Source organism: Blastococcus saxobsidens (assembly GCF_002938435.1).
GTDB classification, from domain to species: domain Bacteria; phylum Actinomycetota; class Actinomycetes; order Mycobacteriales; family Geodermatophilaceae; genus Blastococcus; species Blastococcus saxobsidens.
This window is the reverse complement of the sequence record NZ_POQT01000016.1, coordinates 36246-57221: the sequence shown is the minus strand read 5'-3', so window position 1 is coordinate 57221 and position 20976 is coordinate 36246. Positions and strand designations below refer to the sequence as shown.

Annotated in this window: 25 protein-coding genes; 18 read left to right on the top strand and 7 right to left on the bottom strand. The window is 73.3% G+C overall.

Annotation, left to right across the window (positions count from 1 at the left end):
• Positions 1-179 precede the first annotated feature (179 nt).
• Together C5507_RS11540 and C5507_RS11535 are read left to right on the top strand one after the other, a co-directional pair.
• Positions 180-1361, top strand: a complete 1182-nt coding sequence (locus C5507_RS11540) for a zinc-dependent alcohol dehydrogenase (protein ID WP_104528669.1) — start codon at positions 180-182, stop codon at positions 1359-1361.
• Between the two features lie 73 nt (positions 1362-1434).
• Complete coding sequence (locus tag C5507_RS11535; protein WP_104528668.1) at positions 1435-2328, top strand: oxidoreductase; 894 nt, start codon at positions 1435-1437, stop codon at positions 2326-2328.
• A 173-nt stretch (positions 2329-2501) separates the two neighbouring features.
• On the opposite strand, the gene C5507_RS11530 is transcribed toward C5507_RS11535, so the two are convergent.
• From C5507_RS11530 to C5507_RS23315, 3 genes are all read right to left on the bottom strand, one after another.
• Complete coding sequence (locus tag C5507_RS11530) at positions 2502-4121, bottom strand: ABC-F family ATP-binding cassette domain-containing protein (protein WP_104528667.1); 1620 nt, start codon at positions 4119-4121, stop codon at positions 2502-2504.
• A gap of 37 nt (positions 4122-4158) precedes the next feature.
• Positions 4159-4419, bottom strand: coding sequence for a three-helix bundle dimerization domain-containing protein (locus tag C5507_RS11525; protein ID WP_104528666.1), 261 nt, complete (start codon positions 4417-4419; stop codon positions 4159-4161).
• Between the two features lie 123 nt (positions 4420-4542).
• The gene (locus C5507_RS23315) at positions 4543-4665 is read right to left on the bottom strand and encodes a hypothetical protein (protein WP_278044309.1); all 123 of its coding nucleotides are present in this window, start codon (positions 4663-4665) and stop codon (positions 4543-4545) included.
• Positions 4666-4982: 317 nt separating this feature from the next.
• Between C5507_RS23315 and C5507_RS11515 the strand changes: the two genes are divergently transcribed.
• Positions 4983-6044, top strand: coding sequence for a winged helix DNA-binding domain-containing protein (locus C5507_RS11515; RefSeq protein WP_104528665.1), 1062 nt, complete (start codon positions 4983-4985; stop codon positions 6042-6044).
• 7 nt (positions 6045-6051) lie between these two features.
• Here C5507_RS11515 and C5507_RS11510 read toward each other — a convergent pair whose 3' ends face one another.
• Complete coding sequence (locus tag C5507_RS11510) at positions 6052-6498, bottom strand: nitroreductase family deazaflavin-dependent oxidoreductase (protein WP_104528664.1); 447 nt, start codon at positions 6496-6498, stop codon at positions 6052-6054.
• 108 nt (positions 6499-6606) lie between these two features.
• Here C5507_RS11510 and ypfJ point away from each other — a divergent pair, with 108 nt between their 5' ends.
• The 11 genes from ypfJ (at position 6607) to C5507_RS11455 (ending at position 15700) form a co-directional block, all read left to right on the top strand.
• A complete protein-coding gene (ypfJ, locus tag C5507_RS11505) occupies positions 6607-7524 on the top strand; it encodes a KPN_02809 family neutral zinc metallopeptidase (RefSeq protein ID WP_104528663.1) in 918 nt (305 codons plus the stop codon).
• A gap of 13 nt (positions 7525-7537) precedes the next feature.
• Positions 7538-8359: an enoyl-CoA hydratase/isomerase family protein gene (locus C5507_RS11500; RefSeq protein WP_104528662.1), complete on the top strand. Its 822-nt coding sequence runs from the start codon at positions 7538-7540 to the stop codon at positions 8357-8359.
• Positions 8360-8660: 301 nt separating this feature from the next.
• Positions 8661-9455 carry a hypothetical protein gene (locus tag C5507_RS11495; RefSeq protein ID WP_104528661.1) on the top strand — a complete coding sequence of 265 codons (795 nt, stop codon included), beginning with the start codon at positions 8661-8663 and terminating at the stop codon, positions 9453-9455.
• Position 9456: 1 nt separating this feature from the next.
• Positions 9457-9978 (top strand): phage holin family protein, encoded by a 522-nt coding sequence (locus C5507_RS11490; RefSeq protein WP_104528660.1) that lies wholly within the window; start codon positions 9457-9459, stop codon positions 9976-9978.
• Between the two features lie 44 nt (positions 9979-10022).
• A complete protein-coding gene (locus tag C5507_RS11485) occupies positions 10023-10688 on the top strand; it encodes a DUF3618 domain-containing protein (RefSeq protein WP_104528659.1) in 666 nt (221 codons plus the stop codon).
• Positions 10689-10897: 209 nt separating this feature from the next.
• Positions 10898-11302 carry a response regulator transcription factor gene (locus C5507_RS11480; protein WP_242610907.1) on the top strand — a complete coding sequence of 135 codons (405 nt, stop codon included), beginning with the start codon at positions 10898-10900 and terminating at the stop codon, positions 11300-11302.
• On the top strand, positions 11299-13083 hold the full coding sequence (locus C5507_RS11475; protein WP_104528658.1) for a sensor histidine kinase: 1785 nt from the start codon (positions 11299-11301) through the stop codon (positions 13081-13083). The genes C5507_RS11480 and C5507_RS11475 overlap by 4 nt, the downstream gene beginning before the upstream one ends.
• Before the next feature lie 244 nt (positions 13084-13327).
• Positions 13328-13930 (top strand): TasA family protein, encoded by a 603-nt coding sequence (locus C5507_RS11470; protein WP_104528657.1) that lies wholly within the window; start codon positions 13328-13330, stop codon positions 13928-13930.
• 32 nt (positions 13931-13962) lie between these two features.
• The gene (locus C5507_RS11465) at positions 13963-14610 is read left to right on the top strand and encodes a signal peptidase I (protein ID WP_104528656.1); all 648 of its coding nucleotides are present in this window, start codon (positions 13963-13965) and stop codon (positions 14608-14610) included.
• Positions 14607-15032: a hypothetical protein gene (locus C5507_RS11460; protein WP_104528655.1), complete on the top strand. Its 426-nt coding sequence runs from the start codon at positions 14607-14609 to the stop codon at positions 15030-15032. The genes C5507_RS11465 and C5507_RS11460 overlap by 4 nt, the downstream gene beginning before the upstream one ends.
• Entirely contained in the window at positions 15026-15700 is a 675-nt protein-coding gene (locus C5507_RS11455; RefSeq protein ID WP_104528654.1) for a response regulator, read from the top strand. Before C5507_RS11460 ends, C5507_RS11455 begins: the two co-directional genes overlap by 7 nt.
• Positions 15701-15755: 55 nt before the next feature.
• On the opposite strand, the gene C5507_RS11450 is transcribed toward C5507_RS11455, so the two are convergent.
• Entirely contained in the window at positions 15756-16466 is a 711-nt protein-coding gene (locus tag C5507_RS11450) for a response regulator transcription factor (protein WP_104528653.1), read from the bottom strand.
• Between the two features lie 593 nt (positions 16467-17059).
• Between C5507_RS11450 and C5507_RS23500 the strand changes: the two genes are divergently transcribed.
• Positions 17060-17290 (top strand): (2Fe-2S)-binding protein, encoded by a 231-nt coding sequence (locus tag C5507_RS23500; RefSeq protein WP_104528651.1) that lies wholly within the window; start codon positions 17060-17062, stop codon positions 17288-17290.
• Positions 17277-17762, top strand: a complete 486-nt coding sequence (gene bfr, locus C5507_RS11435; RefSeq protein WP_104528650.1) for a bacterioferritin — start codon at positions 17277-17279, stop codon at positions 17760-17762. The genes C5507_RS23500 and bfr overlap by 14 nt, the downstream gene beginning before the upstream one ends.
• 60 nt (positions 17763-17822) lie before the next feature.
• Here the strand turns inward: bfr and C5507_RS11430 are convergent, their stop codons facing one another.
• Positions 17823-18713, bottom strand: coding sequence for an ABC transporter substrate-binding protein (locus tag C5507_RS11430; protein WP_207225626.1), 891 nt, complete (start codon positions 18711-18713; stop codon positions 17823-17825).
• 203 nt (positions 18714-18916) lie between these two features.
• Here C5507_RS11430 and C5507_RS11425 point away from each other — a divergent pair, with 203 nt between their 5' ends.
• Both C5507_RS11425 and C5507_RS11420 read left to right on the top strand, forming a co-directional pair.
• Entirely contained in the window at positions 18917-19852 is a 936-nt protein-coding gene (locus tag C5507_RS11425) for a siderophore-interacting protein (RefSeq protein WP_104528649.1), read from the top strand.
• 60 nt (positions 19853-19912) lie between these two features.
• Entirely contained in the window at positions 19913-20131 is a 219-nt protein-coding gene (locus C5507_RS11420; RefSeq protein WP_104528648.1) for a hypothetical protein, read from the top strand.
• Here C5507_RS11420 and C5507_RS11415 read toward each other — a convergent pair.
• The gene (locus tag C5507_RS11415; RefSeq protein ID WP_207225625.1) at positions 20109-20876 is read right to left on the bottom strand and encodes a MerR family transcriptional regulator; all 768 of its coding nucleotides are present in this window, start codon (positions 20874-20876) and stop codon (positions 20109-20111) included. The genes C5507_RS11420 and C5507_RS11415 overlap by 23 nt on opposite strands.
• Positions 20877-20976 lie beyond the last annotated feature (100 nt).

Sequence of the window (20976 nt, the reverse complement as noted above, 5' to 3'; positions counted from 1 at the left end):
GGTTACGAACCTGTGGTTCTGTGAACCGGGTCACGTAGATCGGCAGCTTCAAGTAGCCAGAGCGTGAACGAACTCGAACAGAGCGTGACTGACGCGCCGTGGATGGTTGAGAGTCGCGCGATCCGGGTCACGAAGGGTCCTGAGGCCCTTTTCCGCGGTCCGATCGAGGGAGATTTCGCATGCGCGCAGTGACTTGGCACGGCCGGGCAGACGTCCGGGTGGACACGGTGCCGGACCCGGTGATCCAGGACCCCACGGACGTCATCGTCGAGATCACCTCCACCGGTGTCTGCGGCTCCGACCTGCACCTGATCGAGGTCATGGCGCCGTTCATGTCGGTGGGTGACGTGATGGGGCACGAGCCCATGGGGATCGTCCGCGAGGTCGGCCGGGACGTGACTGCGGTGAAGGCCGGCGACCGCGTCGTCGTGCCGTTCAACATCTCCTGCAACACCTGCTGGATGTGCTCGCAGGGGCTCCAGTCGCAGTGCGAGACGACGCAGAACCGCGAGCAGGGCTTCGGCGCCTCCCTCTTCGGCTACACGAAGCTCTACGGCCAGGTCCCCGGCGGCCAGGCGGAGTACCTGCGGGTCCCGTTCGGCAACACGTTGCCGATCAAGGTGCCCGACGCCCCGCTCGACGACCGGTTCGTCTACCTCTCCGACGTCCTGCCCACCGCGTGGCAGGCGGTCCAGTACGCCGGCATCCCCGACGGCGGCACCGTGCTGGTGCTGGGGCTCGGCCCGATCGGCGACATGTGCACCCGCATCGCCAAGCACCTCGGCGCCGGCCAGGTCATCGCCTCCGACGTCGTCCCCGAGCGGTTGGCCCGCGCGCGGCGCAACGGCATCACGGTCATCGACTCCACCGACCAGGCCGAGGTCGTCGCCCGCGTGCGCGACCTCACCGACGGACGCGGACCGGACTCGGTCATCGACGCCGTCGGCATGGAGGCGCACGGCTCGCCGGTGGCCTCCGCACTGCAGAAGGCGACGGCGATCGTCCCCGACGCGATCATGGAGAAGGTCATGCAGGTCGCCGGCGTCGACCGGCTCGCCGCGCTGAACACGGCCATCGAGGCGGTCCGCCGCGGCGGCACCATCTCGCTGTCCGGCGTCTACGGGGGCGCGACCGACCCGATGCCGCTGATGCGCATGTTCGACAAGCAGATCCAGCTGCGCATGGGGCAGGCCAACGTCTGGCGCTGGGTGCCCGACATCCTCCCGCTGCTGATCGACGGGGACCCGCTGGGCGTCGACGAGTTCGCCACCCACCGGGTGCCGCTGGAGCAGGCGCCCGAGGCCTACGCCAACTTCCGCGAGAAGAAGGAAGGCACCGTCAAGGTCCTCCTGCAGCCCTGACCGTGCCGGCGGGGCCGGTGGAATCCGCCGGCCCCGCCGCACATGCCCACCCGCCGACGGGTACGGGGCCACCATGACGACCACCACCGCGGAGAAGTCCGGCAGCTACCGCCTCGGCGACCGGGAGGTGCACCGGCTCGGTTACGGCGCCATGCAGCTCGCCGGCCCCCACGTCATGGGCCCGCCCGCCGACCGGGACGCCGCGATCGCCGTGCTGCGGCGCGCCGTCGAGCTCGGGGTCGACCACATCGACACCAGCGACTACTACGGCCCGACGGTCGTGAACGAGCTGATCCGGGAAGCCCTCCACCCCTATCCCGAGGGCCTGGTCGTCGTCACCAAGGTCGGGGCCCGCCGGACCGAGGACGGCGGCTGGCCGGAGGCGCTCGACCCGGACGATCTGCGCCGCGCGGTGCACGAGAACCTGGAGCACCTGGGCGTCGAGTCGCTCGACGTCGTGAACCTCCGCATGCCCGGGTTCGCCGAGCCGGTCGAGCGCTCGCTGGCCGAGCCGTTCGAGGCGCTGGCGGCGCTGCGGCAGGAAGGGCTGGTCCGGCACCTGGGCGTCAGCAACGTGACGCCGCAGATGTACGCCGAGGCCCGAGCCATCGCTCCGGTCGTCTGCGTGCAGAACCACTACAACCTGGTGCACCGCGCCGACGACCCGCTGATCGACGCGCTCGCCCGCGACGGCGTCGCGTACACGCCGTTCTTCCCGCTCGGTGGCTTCAGCCGGCTGCAGTCCGCGGCCCTCAACACGGTGGCCCGCCGGCTGGAGACGACGCCGCTGCAGGTGGCCCTCGCCTGGCTGCTCGCCCGCTCCCCCAACCTGCTGCTCATCCCCGGGACGTCGTCGGTCGCCCATCTGGAGGAGAACCTGCAGGCGGCGGCCCGGGTCCTCGGCCCCGCGGAGCTCGAGGAGCTGGACCGCATCGGCGGCACCGGCGAGCCCGACGTCGACCTCTGACACCCCGGGGCGGGGAGCTCATCCCGCCCCGACCGGCCCCGCACGCGGTCGAGGTGGTCGTTGCCCAGCACCCGTCGGGTCCAGCCGCGTGCGGAGGGCGACGAACCCCGCCGGCCCGTCCCCCACCTACCGCGGCGAGGGCCGCGCCTCCGGCTGACCGCCGGTGGCGCGGCTCAGCGGGCGCGGGCGACCCGGGTCTCGTCGAACACCGGCTCGGTCGACTCGTAGACCCGGCCGTCGGACCCGAAGACGAGGAAGCGGTCGAAGGAGCGGGCGAACCAGCGGTCGTGGGTGACCGCCAGCACCGTGCCGTCGAACGCGGCCAGCGCCTCCTCCAGCGCCTCGGCCGACAGCACGTCCAGGTTGTCCGTCGGCTCGTCGAGCAGCAGCAGCGTCGCCCCGGACAACTCGAGCAGCAGGATCTGGAAGCGGGCCTGCTGCCCACCGGAGAGGGACCGGAACACCTGGTCGCCGGCCTCGGCCAGCCCGTAGCGGCGCAGCGCGGCCATGGCCCGCCCGCGGTCCACACCCGGCCGGTCCGGCTCACCGTGCCAGAGCAGGTCGACCGGGGTCCGGTCCTGCCACTCCGGGTGGGCGTGCGTCTGGGCGAAGAAACCGGGGACGACGCGCGCGCCGAGCCGGCAACCGCCGGTGTGCGCCACGTCCTGCCCGGCCAGCAGCCGGAGGAAGTGCGACTTGCCGGCACCGTTCGCGCCGAGGACGCCGACCCGGTCGCCGTACCAGACCTCCAGGTCGAAGGGCTGCATCAGACCGGTCAGCTCCAGCTGCTCGGCCATGACGGCCCGCACCCCGGTGCGGCCACCCCGCAGCCGCATCGCCACCTTCTGCTCCGGCGGGCGCTCCGGCGGCGGCCCGGCCGCCTCGAACTTGGCCAGCCGGGTCTGCATGGCGTGGTAGCGGTTGGCCATGTCCGGCGAGTTCGCCGCCTGCTGCTGCAGGGTGCGCACCAGGTCCACCAGCCGCTGGTGCTCCTCGTCCCACCGCCGGCGGAGCTCCGCCAGGCGTTCGTGCCGCGCAGCCCGCGCGTCGTGGTAGCTGGCGAAGCCACCGCCGTGGACCCAGGCCGTCCCGCCCTCGACGGTCACCACGCGGTCGGCGACCCGGGCCAGCAGCTCCCGGTCGTGGCTGACGAACAGCACCGTCTTCCGCGTCTCGAGCAGCCGGTCCTCCAGCCACCGCTTGCCGGGGACGTCGAGGTAGTTGTCCGGCTCGTCGAGCAGCAGCACCTCGTCGGGGCCGCGCAGCAGCGCCTCCAGGGCCAGCCGCTTCTGCTCGCCCCCGGACAGCGTGTTCAGCTCGCGGTACTTGCAGCGGTCGTAGGGCACGCCCAGGGCGGCGACGGTGACGGTGTCCCAGGTGACCTCGGCGTCGTACCCACCGGCGTCGCCCCACTGGGCCAGCGCGTCCGCGTAGGCCATCTGCGAGCGCTCGTCGTCGGTCTCCATCAGCGTCAGCTCGCTGGCCTCGAGCGCGTCCCAGGCCGCTCGCACGGCGGGCGGCGAGAGATCGACGAGGAGCCGCTGGACGGTGGTGCCGTCCCTCACGGAGCCGATGAACTGCCGCATGACGCCCAGCCCGCCCGTGCGTGCGATCGAACCCGCCTCCGGGACCAGGTCCCCGGCGATGATCCGCAGCAGCGTCGTCTTCCCGGCGCCGTTCTCACCCACCAGCGCGGCGCGGGCGCCCTCCCCGACGCGGAAGTTCACGTCGTCCAGCAGCAGCCGCCCGTCGGAGAGGGTGTGCCGGACCGCACTGACGTCGACGTAGCCCACGCCGACATCCTCCCGTGCCCGGCAACCGCTTTCGCGGTCAGGCGATGTGCCGGTCCAGCCGGTAGCGGGCCAGCCGCTCGACCAGCTCGGGCAGCGCCCCGACCGGGGACCCGCCCAGATCCTTGCGGCAGTCCCGCACGACACGGACGACCAGCTGCGGACGCAGCCGACCGGCGTACTCCACGTGCAACCGGTCCACGGCCTGGTCGACCGAGGAGTCGGTGACCTCCGCGGGCCGGCAGCCGTCGGAACGCTCCGGCGTCGGACCGGAGGCGCCGGGCGGAACAGCCAGGGTCATGGACGGTCCTCACGTCTTTCGAGGGGATCGCCGGCCGGTCGGCCCGGCGATTCCCATACGGTGCCGTACCGCATCGCCGGAGACCAGGGACCTAGGTCACCGCGGGAACCCGCCGGTCTCACCTCAGGACGCGGGAAAGGCGTCGGCGCCGGCGTGCGTGGCGGCCACCGCGTCGCGCAGCAGGGCGCCCAGCTCGACGGTGTCGACGGTGTCAGGGACGGGAACCGGATGCAGCCCTTCCCGCACGAGACCTTGCCCGGCCGCCCCGCCCTGGCCTCGGGCAGGTACGGCCCGTCGACCTCGGCCGGTGGGGCACCAGTCCGTGGCCGACCATGACCGTCGATCTCCGGCGCCGCGCAGCCCTCAGCCCAGAGCGATCGACAGCACCGTCGCGCCGGCCGCGAGGACCATCGCCAGGACGACGAGCGAGGCGATCAACCTGCGCCGTCGCTCCGCGTCGCGTCCTCCGGCTCCACCCATCCCCATCACGGTCCGGAGGCTACCGGGAACGTCCGCCGGGAAGTCGCTTCCGCGACGTCGTACCCGCCTGCGACCGTGGGCGCGTGACCAGCCTGCGCGACCTCGCCCTGATGCGTCTGGTGGCCCAGCAGCTGGCAGGCCCCCCGGCGGAGGACCCGGCGGCCGCCGTGCGCCGGCTCGCCGCCGTGCAGGGGCAGGACTTCCCCGGCGCGGTGACCTCCGTGGCCCTGCGTGCCGCGGGCCACCGGCGCGAGGACGTGCTGGCGGCGCTGGACGGGGGCACGGTCGTGCGGTCGTGGCCGATGCGGGGAACGCTGCACCTGCTGCTCGCCGAGGACCTCCCGTGGCTGCTGGAGCTGCTCGGTCCGCGGGCCCTCACCGGTCTGGCGAGGCGCCGGGCCGCACTGGAGCTCACCGAGGAGCAGGCCGAGCGCGCCCGCGACATCGCGGTCGCCGTCCTCTCCGGGGGCCGGCGGCTCTCCCGCACCGGCCTGCTCGCGGCCATCGACGCCGGGGGCGTCTCCACCACCGGTCAGCGGGGCTACCACCTGCTGTGGTTCCTGGCCCAGACGGGGACGCTCTGCCTCGGGCCCACCGACGACGGCGAGCAGCAGTTCGTCCTGCTCGACGAGTGGGTGCGTGCCCCCCGGCGGCTGCAGGGCGAGGAGGCCCTGGCCGAGCTCGCGCTGCGCTTCTTCCGCGGGCACGGCCCGGCCACCGTGGCCGACCTCGTCCGCTGGGCCGGCAGCACCGTGCGCGACGTCCGGACCGGGGTGGCGGCCGCCGGGGACCGGCTGGCCCGGCTGGAGGTGGACGGCACCGAGCACCTCCTCGACCCGGGGCTGCCCGACCTGCTCCGGGTCCACCGCGACGCGGCCCGGGCCGTTCGACTGCTGCCCGGTTTCGACGAGTTCGTGCTGGGTTACGCCGACCGCGGCGCGGTCCTCGACCCACGTTTCGCCGAGCGGATCGCGCCGGGGCGCAACGGCGTCTTCCGGCCGACCGTGGTCAGGGACGGACGGATCGTGGGCACCTGGCGGTGGACCGGCACGGGCCGCCGGCGCACCGCCGTCGCGGAGCTCTTCGAGCCGGGGGACGACGGGCTCGCCGCCGCCGTCCCCTCGTTGGCCGCGGCGCTGCCCTAGCTAGCCGTCAGCCGCGCCGCTCGACGAGGAAGACCGGGATCCGCCGGTCGGTCTTCTGCTGGTACTCGGCGTAGGGCGGGTAGGCCGCCACTGCGCGCTCCCACCACCGGGCGCGCTCCTCGCCGGAGATCTCCCTGGCGACGCCGTCCCACGGCTCCGGCCCGTCCTGCACGGTGACCTGGTCGGGACGGGCGCGCAGGTTGGCCACCCAGGCCGGGTCCGTCGGCGCACCGCCCTGGGAGCCGACCATGGCGTAGACGCCCTCGTGCTCGACCCGCATCAGCGGCTGCTTGCGCACCTTCCCGCTCTTCGCGCCGCGGGTGCTGAAGATGACGACCGGCAGGCCGGTGTCCCGCAGGGTGTTGGCCTCCCGGCCGCCCGTGGCCTCGTAGCGCTCCACCTGGTCGCGGACCCACTGCTGCGGACTCGGCTCGTACTCACCCTCCAGCGGCATGCCCCGAATCTAGGACGGCGGCGGCCGCCCGGCTCGACGACCCGAGTCGCGGCCCCCCGGGACCGGTGGCACGGTTCGGGCGGCTGATCGACGGGAGGAACACCGGGCATGCGGTACAGCGAGGGCGGCAGCCTCGACACGTCCAACGTGCGGGACGTGCGGGGCGGCGGCGGGTTCGGGGGCCGCCGTGGCGTGGCGGTCGGCGGTGGCGGGCTCGGTCTCGTCGGGCTCGTCGTGGTGGTGCTCATCCAGGTGCTGGGGGGCGGCGGCGAGGGCGCGGGCCCGGGGCTCGGCACCCTGTCCGGGCTCGGCGAGGGGCAGACCACCGACAACGCGCGGCTCGAGCAGAACTGCCGCACGGGGGCGGACGCCAACGAGTCCGTCGAGTGCGCCGTCGTGGCCGACATCGAGTCGGTCCAGGACTTCTGGAGCCGCACGCTCGGGGAGCGGTACGTCCCCACGCAGACGGTGTTCTTCTCCGGTTCGGTGCAGACCAGCTGCGGCGGTGCGACCAGCGGGTCGGGCCCGTTCTACTGCCCTGCGGACCAGCTCGTGTACATCGACCTCAGCTTCTTCGACCAGCTGGAGCAGCAGTTCGGCGCGCAGGGCGGGCTGTTCGTCAACGCCTACATCATCGCCCACGAGTACGCCCACCACGTCCAGAACCTGCTGGGCACCAACCGGCAGGTCACCCCGGGCGAGACCGGTCCGGCCAGCGGCACGGTGCGCCTGGAGCTGCAGGCCGACTGCTACGCCGGGGCGTGGGCCGACCACGCCGAGACCGTGCCCGACGACTCCGGTCAGCCGCTGATCGCCGAGATCACCGAGGACGACATCAACCGGGCCCTCGACGCCGCCGGCCGCATCGGCGACGACTTCATCCAGGAGAACCTGGGCGGTGGGACCGTCGATCAGGACGCCTTCACCCACGGCTCCTCCGAGCAGCGCCAGCTCTGGTTCCGGACCGGGTACGAGACCGGTGACCCGCGTGCCTGCGACACCTTCGCCACGGACGACCTCGGCTGACAGAAGGACCCCCATGCCCCCCACCACTCGCACGCTCGCGTCGGGCCCCTGCACGGGGGCCACCAACCTCCGGGTCACCCGGGACGGGCAGGTGGCCACGCTGACCATCGACCGCCCGGAGAAGCGCAACGCGATGACCGTCGGCATGTGGGCCGCCCTGCCCGGCGTGCTCGCACCGCTGGCCGCCGACGCCTCCGTCCGCGTGCTCGTCGTCACCGGCGAGGGACCCAGCTTCTGCGCCGGCGCCGACATCACCGACCTGCTGCGCGGTGACGACCCGGCCGACCCGATGGCCGACGTCCGACGGCACAACCTCGCCGCCCAGGCGGCGCTGCGCGACTTCCCCAAGCCGACGCTGGCGATGGTGCGGGGGCACTGCATCGGCGGCGGCGTCGAGCTGGCCACCTGCTGCGACCTGCGGTTCGCCGACCCGACGGCGGTGTTCGGGGTGACGCCGGCGAAGGTCGGCATCGTCTACACGCCGTCCTCCACCCGGGCACTGCTCGACCTCGTCGGTCCGGCCACGACCAAGTACCTGCTCTACAGCGGGGAACTGCTGGACGCCCCGACGGCACTGCGCACCGGGCTGGTCGACCAGGTGGTGGAGGCCGACGGCCTGGAGGAGGAGGTGCGGCGCTTCGCCGACGTGCTGGCCTCCCGTTCGGCCCTCACCCAGCGGGCCACCAAGGAGGTCGTCGCCGCACTCACCCTCGGTGACGACGGCGAGGCGGTCGCCGCGTCCCGGTACCGGGAGACCATCGCCGCAGGCGAGCTGGCCGAGGGCGTGCGGGCATTCACCGAGCGCCGCGTGCCGCGCTTTTCCTGGCCGAACTGATCATTCCGGTTTCGCACCACCTGTTGGCGGGGTACCTGACCCTCCGCGAGGAACGGCGCTCTAGCCGAGCGGCAGAAGGACGGCGCAGCGCACGGCGCTGCACTTCCCTGTCCCCCCCCCGATCCCGCCCCGGACCGCACGGATGCGCCGGGTGGACTTCGTCAGCTCTGCCGCCCGAGAACAGCGGCGCTGGCCCGCTGACAGAGCGGCTCTCCGGCCAGGTCAGGAACCGGTCGGATGTGTGCCGCGATGCCGCTGGGGTAGCGCCTCCACCGACCACGATGCATGCCGAGGAGGACCGATGACTCACTCCATCGACACCCCGTTCCCCCCGCCGGCTCCCGCCGACACGGGCGCCCACTCCCCCAGTTCCACGTCCGGCCAGACGAAGGCCGACACGGCCAAGGACGAGGCCCGCAACGTCGGGCAGACCGCGGCGCAGGCCGGCAGCCAGGTGGCTGCGACCGCCGGCGACCAGGCCAAGCAGGTGGTGGGCGAGACCCAGCGCCAGGCCAAGGACCTGCTCGACCAGGGTCGCGCCCAGCTCAAGGACCAGGCGGTCAGCCAGCAGCAGAAGGCTGCGACCGGGCTGACCTCGCTGGCCCAGGAGCTCCGCAGCCTCGCCGACGGCACCAGCGAAGGTGCTCCTGGCCCCGCTCGCGACCTGCTCCAGCAGGCCTCGGGCATGGTCGAGGGCTTCGCCGACAAGCTGCAGAACCGCGAGCCGGCCCAGCTGCTGGACGAGGTTCGTTCCTTCGCCCGCCGCAAGCCCGGGCTGTTCCTGCTCGGTGCCGCCGCCGCGGGTGTGCTCGCCGGTCGGCTGACCAGCGGCGTCAAGGCCGCGCACAACGACTCCGGCACCACGGGCACCGGTACCTACGGGACCACCGGCACCTACGGGGGCACCACGAACTACGTGGACCCGACCCCCACCTACTCCGACTACTCGAGCGCCACCACCGGCACGACGACGGGCACCGGCGCACCGCTGCCCCCGCCGCCGTACGGCACGGTTCCGCCGAGCGGCAGCATGGTCCCGCCGACCACGCCCGCGGGCTGGGACGACCCGGCTCGCCGGCCTGGTGAGGTGGGCTGACATGAGCTCTCCGTACACCGGGGCCACCGCCGCGGGGACATCGCAGGAGTACGGCGAGCCGGCTGCGCAGAACTACGCGGCCGACTACTCCCAGGGCCAGCACAGCGGTGACCTGGGCACGCCGACGACCGCCTCCGGCCGGCCCGACGTCGAGGGCACCTCGGTCGGCCAGCTGATCGGCGAGGTCAGCAAGGACCTGTCCACGCTGATGCGCCAGGAGCTCGAGCTCGCCAAGGTCGAGATGAAGGCCGAGGCGAAGAAGGCCGGCACGGGCGCCGGGCTGTTCGGTCTGGCCGGGTTCGCCGGCTACATGGTGGCGCTGTTCCTCTCCCTCGCCCTGATGTGGGCGCTGGCCAGCGCCATCCCCACCGGGTGGGCCAGCCTGATCGTCGCCGTCCTCTGGGGCGTCGTCGGCGCAGTCGCCGGCCTGATGGGGAAGAAGAAGTTCCAGCAGGTGAACCCGAAGCCCGAGCGGACCGTCGACACGCTGCAGCAGGTGCCCGGCGCCCTCAAGCCCCACTGACCCCCGACCGCTGACTTATCTCGACACGGCAGGAGCCGATAGACATGACCAGCAGTGACCCGGACGTCATCCGGCGACAGATCGAGGACACGCGGCGCGAGCTCAGCTACGACGTCGACGCCCTCAACGAGAAGGTCAACCCGTCCCGCGTCATGGACCGGCGGGTGACCGCGGCCAAGGGCCGGATCGGTGGCCTCAAGGACAAGGTGATGGGCACCGCCCACGGCACCTCGTCCCAGGCGCACGGCATGGCCTCCAACGCGGCCGGTTCCGTGCAGGGTGCCGCCTCCAACGCGGCCGACAGCGTGCAGTCCGCGGCGAACAACGCCGTGGGCGCCGTCCAGCAGGCGCCCGACCAGGTGATCCGCCAGACCCAGGGCAACCCCCTCGCGGCCGGGATGATCGCCTTCGGGGTCGGCTGGCTCGTGTCCAGCCTGCTGCCCGCTTCGCAGAAGGAGCAGCAGCTCGCCCAGCAGGCCGAGACGGCCCTGCGGGAGAACAAGGACACGCTGCTCGCGCCGGCCAAGCAGGCCGCCCAGGAGATCGGCGACCAGCTCAAGCCGGCCGCCCAGCAGGCGGTGGAAGAGGTGAAGGCCACCGCACAGGACGCGGCCGAGACCGTGAAGCAGGAGGGCCAGTCCGCGGCCCAGGACGTGCAGGGCCAGGCCCAGCAGTCCAAGGAGACCGTGCAGAGCCAGTCCTCCAGTTGACATCCGCGGGTCTGCACACCCGCTGCACAGCCACTGCGCCCCGCCGGTCCGCCCGGCGGGGCGCAGTGCTGTCCGGGGGCCTCCCCCCGACGGGTGAGCCCTCCCGACGCGGGCTGCAGGGTCCGTCCCGGCGCGCCGTTCCTGCTGGGGACGAAGCCAGCCGGCCGTGACCGCCCCCGCGGTCGCGCCACGAGCGACGGGAGCCCCTCGTGGACTCGCCCCTGCCCTCCCCCGGTGCCTTCCGGGTCCTGGTGGCCGACGACGAGGACGACATCCGCGCTCTGGTGTGCCTGGCCGTGCGCAAGGCCGGATGCGACGTGATCGCCTCCGTCCCGGACGGCGCGCTCGCGCTGGCCGCCGCTCGCGACGAGTTGCCCGACCTGGCGGTGCTCGACGTGTCGATGCCGGGTTCGACCGGGCTGGAGGTCTGCGCCGAACTGCGTGCACACCCCGGGACCGCCGGCATCCGCATCCTCCTGCTGTCGGCGGGTGCCTCCCTCGACGAGGTCGCCCGCGGGCTGTCCGCCGGCGCCGACGCCTACCTGGCCAAGCCGTTCACCGTCGCCGGCCTGGTGCACCAGGTGAAGGCGCTGACCGTCGGGGTGCCGGCGTGAGCCTCGCCGTCCTGGACCGCCCCGCCACCGAGCCGATCCGGCGACGACTCCCCGACGACCGCACGTGGCAGGCCGCCGCCTCCGGGCCGGTCCCCAGCACCGTCGGCTTCGCGGCCGGCGCGGCCCTGCTCCTGCTCGGCGTCGTCCCGGTCGTGGACGCTCCGCTCGCCTACGCCGGCCTGACCGCCGCCCTCGCGGCCACGGCGGGCGCCTGGTTCGCCCGGCGGTCGGCCTCGACCGTGGCCGCTCTCGGCCTGCCGATCGCCCAACTGGCCGGCGTCGCCGCCCTCTACGCCGGCACGGCGTCGGCGTCGGTGCTGCTCCTGCTCGCCGGCCCGTCGTGGGCGCTCGCCACCCACCGCACCCGCGCCGGCGTGCCCGTCGCGGTGGCCGGCGCCCAAGCGGTGCTCCTCGTCCCGGCCGTGGTGGGCGACACCTTCGGCGGCGCGGCGCCGCTGCCCGCGGCCCTGGCCCTCGCCCCGCTGGTCGTCGCGGTCGGCAGCCTCGCGGTGCACGAGAACCACCGCCGCCTCCGCGCCCAGGCCGGCGACATCACCCGGCTGCAGCGGGAGCAGGCGGCGCTGCTGGAACAGGTCCGCAGCCGGGCCGACGAGCTCGACACCGCCTCCCGCATCCTGGCCGCGCGCGCCCAGACCATGACCAGCGTCATCGACGCGGTCACCCAGCAGTCCATCATCGGCACCGACCGCGACGGCACCATCCGGGTCTGGAACCCCGGTGCCGAACGGATGCTCGGGCTGCTGCGGCCCGACGTGGTGCGCAAGCGCTCGATCCTCGACTTCCACCAGCCCGAGGAACTGGCGGTCGCCGCCGAGACCAGCGGTGCCCCCACGCCGCTGGCCGCCCTGGTGCAGGTCGCGGGCGAGTCCGGCAGCGACGTCCGTGACTGGACCTACGTGGCCGCCGACGGCACCGAGCGCACCGTCTCCGTCGCCGTCACCCCGCGGTCGGACGACCGCGGGGTGCACGCCGGCTGGAACTTCGTCGGCACCGACATGACCGAGACCCGGGCCACCGAACGCATGAAGGACCAGTTCGTGAGCCTCATCAGCCACGAGCTGCGGACGCCGCTCAGCTCGATCCTGGGCTACCTCGAGCTGGTCATGGACGACGAGGACCAGCCGCTGACCGACGAGCAGCGTCAGTACCTGTCCACCGTGGAGCGCAACGCCCAGCGACTGCTCCGTCTGGTCGGCGACCTGCTGTTCACGGCCCAGGTGGAGAGCGGCCGGTTCACGCTGCAGCCCGCCGACGTCGACCTCGCCGCCGTGGTGTGGGCCGCGGAGGAGACCGCTCGCGTGTCCGCCGCCAACGCCGGGGTGGACATCGTCGTGGACGTGCCGGCCGACGGGCTCGTCGTCTCCGGCGACGCCGTCCGGCTCGGCCAGGCGTGCGACAACCTGGTTTCCAACGCGGTCAAGTTCACGCCGGGCGGCGGCCAGGTGCGGCTCACCGTGCGCCGGGCCTGGCAGGCCGAGGACCGCACCGTGGTGGACGCCGAGCGCCCCGGCGCCGTCCCCGTCGCGCTGCTGTCGGTGGCCGACACCGGCATGGGCATCCCCGCCGGCGAGCAGGGCGAACTCTTCACCCGGTTCTTCCGGTCCTCGACCGCCCGGCGCAACGCCGTGCCGGGCGTCGGCCTCGGGCTGACGATCACGAAGGCGATCACCACCGCCCACGGCGGCTCGCTGGACCTCGTCAGTGCCGAGGGTGAGGGCACCACCTTCACCATGACCCTGCCGCTGCCCGCGGTGTCCTGAGCCGGACCGCCCGGATGCCGCCCCTGCGCAACGCGACCGCCACCCCGGTCACGGGGCGGGAGCGCGGCGTGTCCCGCGCGGGAGCAGGCCCGCACACGGTGCGGGGCACCCGCGCTGCGGGAAGGGGCTTGATTCCTTGCGGATTCCTTGCGGATCGCTGGCGGGTGACCTGCGGTTACCCCTCCACAGTCCTAGGTGCCACCGGAGACGCCGGTGCCACCCACGGACACAGGAGCGACCGGACATGAGCACCACGACCACCGAGAACCGCACCACCGCCCGCAAGGTCATCGGCTCCCTCGGCGTCATCGGCGCCGCAGCCGCCGTCGCCGGCCTGGCCACCTTCGGCACCTTCACCGACAGCACCACCCCGGTGAACGCCACCATCGACAGCGGCACGCTCTCCATCACCGCCACCCAGGTCGGCACCCTCCCGCTGACCGTCTCCGGCTTCGTCCCCGGCGACAGCATGACCCGCGCCGTCACCCTCGCCAACGACGGCGACCTGTCCTTCGGCAGCATCACCATGGGCGCCAGCGTCACCGCCTCCAGCGTCCTGACCACCGACGCCGTCAACGGCCTGCAGAAGAGCCTCCGCTCCTGCGCCGTCGCCTGGACCCAGTCCGGCAACACCTACACCTGTGCCAGCGGCGAGAAGCTCCTCGGCTCCGGCCCGGTGCTGGCCAACGTGGACCTCGCCGGCTCGGCCGCCCTCGCCGCCCAGGGCACCGACCACCTGGCCTACACGATCTCCCTGCCCACCACGGCCGACAACACCTTCCAGGGGAAGTCCGCCGCGCTGTCGCTCACCTTCACCGGCACCCAGCGCACCGGCACCGCTCGCTGATCGCGGCCTGACGACCACCCGGAGACAACCCCATGACCACCGTCCTCCCCGTCCGCCGCCCGGGGGCAGCTCCGCTGCCCCCGGCCGGGGACGAGCGCTCCACGGCCGGCCGCCGCGCCGACCGGGCCCGCCAGATCCTGGGCCGCACGGCCCCGTGGCTGGTCCGCGGAGTCATGGGAGCCGCCGTCCTGGTGTTCCTCCTGCTGGCCGTCGGACCGCACGTACTCGGCTACCGCACCATGACCATGCTGACCGACAGCATGGCTCCGGACATCGAGTCCGGTGACATCACCGTCGTCACCGCGATCGCCGTCGAGGACGTCACCGAGGGCATGGTCCTCGCCTACCACATGCCCATCGGCGACGGCAGCCTCGTGACCCACCGCGTCATCTCGGTGGAGCACACGCCGGAGGGCCGCGTGCAGGTGCGCACCAAGGGCGACGCCAACGAGGCGCTCGACCCCTGGACGGCCCAGCTGGAGGGCGACACCGCCTACCAGGTGCGCATGGTGGTCCCCGAGCTCGGCCACCTCGTGACCCTGCTCCGCACCCCCGGGCTCAGCCACCTCCTGGTCTACGGAGCACCGTTCCTGCTGGCCACCTGGCTGCTCATGACCATCTGGCGTCCTCGCGAGGACGACGCGGCCGGCAGCGACGAGAAGACGGAGGACCAGGCATGAACAGCAGCCGGCGCCTCCTCACCGTGCTCGGCCTGGCGGTGACCGTGGTGGTGGGCAGCGGCATCTCCGCCTCCGCCAGCTTCTCCGACACCGCCGCACTGCCCACGGTGACCCTCGACACCCTGACGGTGCAGCCGCCGACCCAGGTTGAGGCGCTCCTGGTCTCCTGCATGCCGGCGGAGGACACCGTGGTCGTCGAGTGGCAGTACAGCGGCTCGCGTGGGGTGTCCGGCTACCACGTGCGCGTCCACCTCTCCGATGGGTCGTCGTCGGTCGTCGCGAAGGTCGGCGCCTCGACCAAGGAGGTGCTCGTCACCCTCGACGCCGCCACGCTGGCGTCCTCGCCGGCCTTCACCGTCACCACGCTGACCAGCTACGGCTGGACGGCCCGATCCGTCGGCTACGAGGGCCCGAAATGCTGACCGCGCTGGTCGTCGACGACGAGACCGAGGCCCGTACCCAGATCGCCGGCCTCCTCCGCCTCGGGGGCTGGGAGGTGCGCGAGGCCGCCGGCGCCGCCGAGGCCCTCCGGCAGAGCGTCTCGAGCGACCCCGACCTGGTGGTCACCGACGTGGCGATGCCGGACTGCAGCGGCACGGCGATGCTCCACCGGATGCGCCGCCGCGGAAGCCGCGCCCGCTTCGTCGTCATCACCCAGGACAGCTCCGCCGAGGTCCGCGAGGAATGCGCGGCCGCCGGCGTCGAGGCCTGCCTGATCAAGCCCGTCGGTCCTCAGGTCCTGCTGAACTTCCTGCACGACCGCGCCACGGGGGCCGGTGTGCAGGGACGGCCCGCGCCGGTTCTCGAGGTCGACGACCTGCACGACGCAGACGTCGAGGCCGACCTCGCCGACCGGCTGCGCGACATGTACGTCCAGGCGCTGCCCGCCCGGTTAGGGGCCATCGAGGGCGCGACCCGGTTCGGCAACGCCCGGGCCGTCGTCGCGGCGGCGGACGTGCTGGCCGGCACGAGCGGTCAGCTGGGGCACCCCGACGTCGCCTCCGTCTGCCAGGCCATCGCCGCCGACGCCCGCCGCGGCATCGTCGCCCACCACCGGGTCCAGGAACTGCGGGCGCTGGCCGGCGCCTGACACGGCGAAGGGCCCCCGCGGATGCGGAGGCCCACCGTCGTTCCGGGGTCGTCCGTCAGGCGGCGACCAGGCGGTAGCCGACCCCGCGCACGGTCTTGATCTCCGGCGAGTTCAGGCCCGCGGCGACCAGCTTGCGGCGCAGGTTGGACATGTGCGCCTCGACCAGGCGGAGGTTGCCCTCCCAGTCGGTCTGCCAGACCTCGCGCAGCAGCGTCTCCCGCTGCAGCACCCGGCCCGGCCGGGACGCGAGCGCGGCGAGCAGGTCGAACTCGGTGCGGGTGAGGTCGACGACCTCGCCGTCCACCCGGACCTCACGGCTGTCCTCGTCCACCTCGAGCTCGGCCAGCCGGCGAACCGACTCGGCCTCCGCCGCGGCGGCGGGCGCTGCCGGTGCCGCCACCCGGGGGAAGCGCAGCATGGCCTGGACGCGCGCGGCCAGCTCGCGGGGGGAGAACGGCTTGGCCATGTAGCCGTCGGCACCGACCGCCAGGCCGATCAGCAGGTCGACCTCCTCCGCGCGGGCGGTGAGCATCAGGACGTAGCAGGCCGTCTCCGCGCGGATCTGGCGGCACACCTCGGTGCCGTCGGCGTCCGGGAGACCGAGATCGAGCACGATGAGGTCCGGCGGGTCGCGCCGCACCTCCTCGAGCGCCTCGCCACCGGTCCCGACGGCACGGACGGCGAACCCTGCGCGCTCGAGGACCGTGGTCACGAGCTCGCGGATCTCCTCGGTGTCCTCGACGACGAGCACGGACTGTTCCGGCACGGCGTCTCCTCCTCACGATGCGATCTGGTCGGCGCAGCGGAACCGGGGTCCTCCGTCACCTGAGCGGGTGATCGGCACGGGGAAAGCACAGCTTGAGCCCCCGTGGTGTCGCCCGGACGTGCGGTACCACCCGGAGAGGTGAGACGCCGGCACCCCGGCTCATGACTGCGGTCCGTCCGGCCGTCGACCACCGCGGGGACACCCGTCCCCGCCCCGGCTCCACCGGGGGACCCGATCGACGGGAGCCGGATCCGTGGACGGTGCTCTGCACGTCCTGGTCGTCGACGACGATCCCGACACCGCACTCTTCGCGAGTGGGTGTGGACGATCGTGGCCCGCACCTCGTTCACGACCCGCTCGATGATCGACACCGTCGGGTCCATCGGGCTGATGCGGGTGTCCCCGAGGTCCTCCAGGAACAGCCGGGCGCCGATCAGGGGTGACCGTCGGGAGGACACGGGCCGCGTGAGGCTGCGGGCGCGGCCCTGACCTGCACTGCTGGCGCAAACGGTTAGGCCAGGCTAACCTCCGCCTGTTGCTCCGGCACCGGCCGAGGCAGCACGACCCCCGGCCCCGGCGTTAGGCGAGCGACCGTGTACGTGTGCCACTGCAACGTGGTGACCGACCGCGACATCCTCGAGTCCATCGCCAACGGGGCGAGATGCGTCGCCGACGTGGCGCGCGAGACGGGTGCCGGCCGTACGTGCGGCAACTGCATCAGCTCGCTGCGCGACCTTGTGTGCAAGCATTGCCCGGTCCGCGTCGAGCGCACCACCGAGCGCCCGGCCGAGCGAGAACTGGGAGTCGCAGGTGCAGCCCGTTAGCCCCCGTGTGGTCGAACTACTCAATGACGCGCTGACCTTCGAGCTCACCGTCACCAACACCTACTTCCTGAACGCGCGCATGCTCGACGCGTGGGGGCTGCCGAAGCTCGGCAAGGTCTTCTACGACCTCTCCATCGATGAGATGCGAGACGCCGACGCCCTGATCCAGCGGGTGCTGCTCTTCGACGGGCACCCGAACGTGCAGCGCCTGGGCGCCATCCGCGTCGGCGAGAGCGCCGAGGAGATGCTGGTGCTCGCCCTCGACAGCGAGAAGGCCGCCGTCGCGCAGTTCAACGCCTCTGCCAAGGAGTGCCACGAGCTGGGCGACCACGGCACCGCCTCGGTCTTCGAGGAGATGGTCCTCGACGAGGAGAAGCACGCCGACTGGTTCGAGGCCCAGCTGGCCGCGATCGAGCGCGTGGGTGCGCCGCAGTACCTGGCCGCGCAGATCTCCACCGAGACGCCCGCCTGACCTGACGTACGAGGACCCCTCTCCCGCCGTCGGGAGAGGGGGCCTCGCACGTCCCGTGGCTCAGAGCAGCAGGTCGCGCAGCTGCTCCAGCTGGAGGGTGGCCGCGCGCAGCCCGATCCCGGTGTAGAAGACGTCGTCGTCGACGGCGTAGGCGCGCCCGTTCTGCACGGCGGGGAGTCGCGACCACAGCGGGCCGGCGACCACGGCGGCCTCGCCGGACTCGTCGGCCGATCCGTAGGACGAGTACAGGACGACGTCGCCGTTCGCCTGGGTGAGCTGCTCCTCGCCGAGCTCGGCGAAGGTGGCCCCCTCTCCCCCGGGCAGCTCGACCAGGTCCAGCCCGATGTCGGCCAGCACCGTGCCGATGAAGGACTGCGGCTGGTAGGCGCGGATGGGGCCACCGACGAAGCGCAGCGGGCTGATCGTCGTCGCCCCGGCGTCGCCGATCGCCTCCCCCAGCTCGGCGGCCTGCTGCTCGTAGTCGCCGAGCAGCTCCTCGGCCTCCTCCTCCTTGCCGAGCGCCTCGGCGTCGAGCAGGAAGTTCTCCTTCCAGGTGTCGCCGAGGTCCGCGGCGAACACCGTCGGCGCGATCTGCGCCAGCTGGTCGTAGATGTCCTCGTGCCGGACCGAGTTCGACAGGATGAGGTCCGGCTGCAGCGCGGCGATCGCCTCGAGGTCGGGCTCGGCGATGGTGCCGACGACGTCGATGCCCTCGGCGTCCTCGGCGAGGTAGCTGAGGAACTGCTCGGAGACGTCCGTGGTGACCGCGCCCACCGGCGTCACGCCGAGGGCGAGGGCCGAGTCGAGCTCACCGGTGTCGAGGACGACGACGCGCTCGGGCTCCGCCGGGATCTCGGTGCTCCCCATGGCGTGCTCCACGGTGCGGGGGAACGCCGCGTCGGCCGCGGCGGAGGTCTGGGCCGACCCCTCCGGCTCGTCGCTCCCCCGCATGCCGTCAGGGACAGGGTGGCGGCGAGGGCCAGAGCGGCCGACCGCAGGACGCGCGTCGTCATCCGTTCTCCTTCGAGGGTGGGCGCACATCGGTGGCACGGAGGGCTGGATGCATGCGGCAGTCGTGTGCAAGACTGCCGGAAGCCAGGTGAGGCTAGCCTAAGTCGAGAGACGGTCTGCACCTGCCCGAGCCGGGAGCAGCCGTGACCGTCGAGACCGCGCAGATCCCCGCGTACCGCACCTTCCCGGTGCGGGTGGCGCGCGTGCAGCGGCTGAGCCCGAGCTTCCTGCGGGTCACCTTCACCGGCCCCGAGCTGGACGTCTTCGCCTCCAACGGCTGGGACCAGCGGATCAAGGTGATGTTGCCGCTGGCCGGGCGCGGCATCGTCGACTGCCCGGCGGGCGACGACTGGTACGGCGCCTGGCGGGCACTCCCGCCGGAGCGGCAGATGCCCATCCGCACCTACACCGTCCGCGCGGTCCGGCCCGAGCAGCTCGAGGTCGACGTCGACTTCGTCCTGCACGGCGCGACGGGACCGGCGTCGGCATGGGCCGAGAGCGCCGCTGCCGGGGACGAGGTCGTGCTCGTCGGGCCGAACGCCCGCTTCGCCGGCCCCACGGGCGGGTTCGAGTGGCACCCGCCCGCCGACGCCTCCTGCCTGCTCGTGGCGGGGGACGAGACCGCCGTCCCGGCCGTCTGCGCGATCGTCGAGAGCCTGCCCGAGGGGACGCAGGCCCGCGTCCTGCTCGAGGTGCCGACCGCCGCCGACGCCCTGAACGTGGCCGCGCCCCGGGGGGTCCGGATCACCTGGCTGCCGCGGTCGGCCGGCGACGGCGTGGCCCCCGCCCGCCGTGGCGCGCTGCTCACCGCCGCGGTCGTCGCCGCGGTGGACGACCTCGGGGACCGGCTCGCCCCCTCCCCCGCCGCCGACCTCGCGGACGTCGACGTCGACTCGGAGATCCTCTGGGAGGTGCCCGACGGCGCCACCGTGCCCGGCTCCTCGGGCGTCTATGCCTGGCTCGCGGGCGAGGCCGGCGTGGTCAAGGGGCTGCGCCGGCACCTCGTGCAGGACGTCGGCGTGGACCGGCGGTCGGTGGCCTTCATGGGCTACTGGCGCGAGGGCCGCGACAGCGACTGAGGCGCCCGGCGCACGTCCGTCGGTTTGACACCGTGTCATCGGGCGGTGTCACATGGACGGATGCCTGGCTACGACGTCGCCGCCATGGACGGCCTGAGCCTCATCGGGACCGTCGGCTTCTTCGTGCCCGCCGCGATCCTCGTCGCCCTCGTCGCCGGGGCGGTGGTGCGGGACCGGCGGCTCAGCGCGCGGGAGGCCGGCGAGGAGGCCGCCCGCCAGGGCAAGGAGCGGGAGGCGCTGCCGGACGGCGACCCGCCTACTCCTCCTCGAGCTGACTGAGCGCGGTCTCCACCGCCGCCTCCACCTCGCCCGCCATCTCGGTGCGGAACGCCGCGAGCATCGCCTGGGCAGCCACCGGCTGCAGCCGGGTGACCGTGGCCAGGATCTCGTCGAGCCGCTCGCGCGGTGCTCCTGCCTCGACGAAGTCCCGCCAGCCGGTGTCGACGAACATCTGCACGTAGGTGCGGGCGATGGCCCGCACGTGCTCGTTGACCTCCGCCTGCGCGGTGATCAGCGCGGCGGGGGGCACCCCGAGCCCGACCACCTGCAGCCCGGCCATGAGCAGGGCCGGGTCGATCACCCGCAGCCGGCCGTCGTCGAGCCGCTCCACCAGGCCGAGCTCGACCAGCTGGTCGACCACCTCCGGCTGCTCGGGCACCCCGGCCCGCGCGGCCAGCTCCGCCCCGGTGGTGATCTCCGGCTCGGGCGGCAGCCACGGCGCCAGCAGCGCACGGTGCAGCGCCAGGGTGGCCGAGCTGGCCGTGGGCGGAGCGCTGGCCAGCGTCCGCTCGATCATCGCCAGCGAGTAGCCCTCGGCCAGCATCTCCCGGACGAGCAGCAGCCGGGCGACGTGCTGCCGGCCGTAGTAGCCGGTGCGGCCGACCATGCGCGGCGGCGGGAGCAGGCCCCGCGCCGAGTAGGCGCGCACGTTGCGGACGGTGACGCCGACCCGGGCCGCGAGCTCGTCGACGGTCAGCTGCCGATCGGCCGTCGCGCCTGGGGGGTCCATCTCCGGTGCGCTCACCCACTCCTCCTTCCCGTCGTCACCACACGGTAAGCCGCTCGTTCTATGTATCAGTTGTCGATGTCACCGTGCTGGGTGTTCCATAGCCCCATGCCCCGAG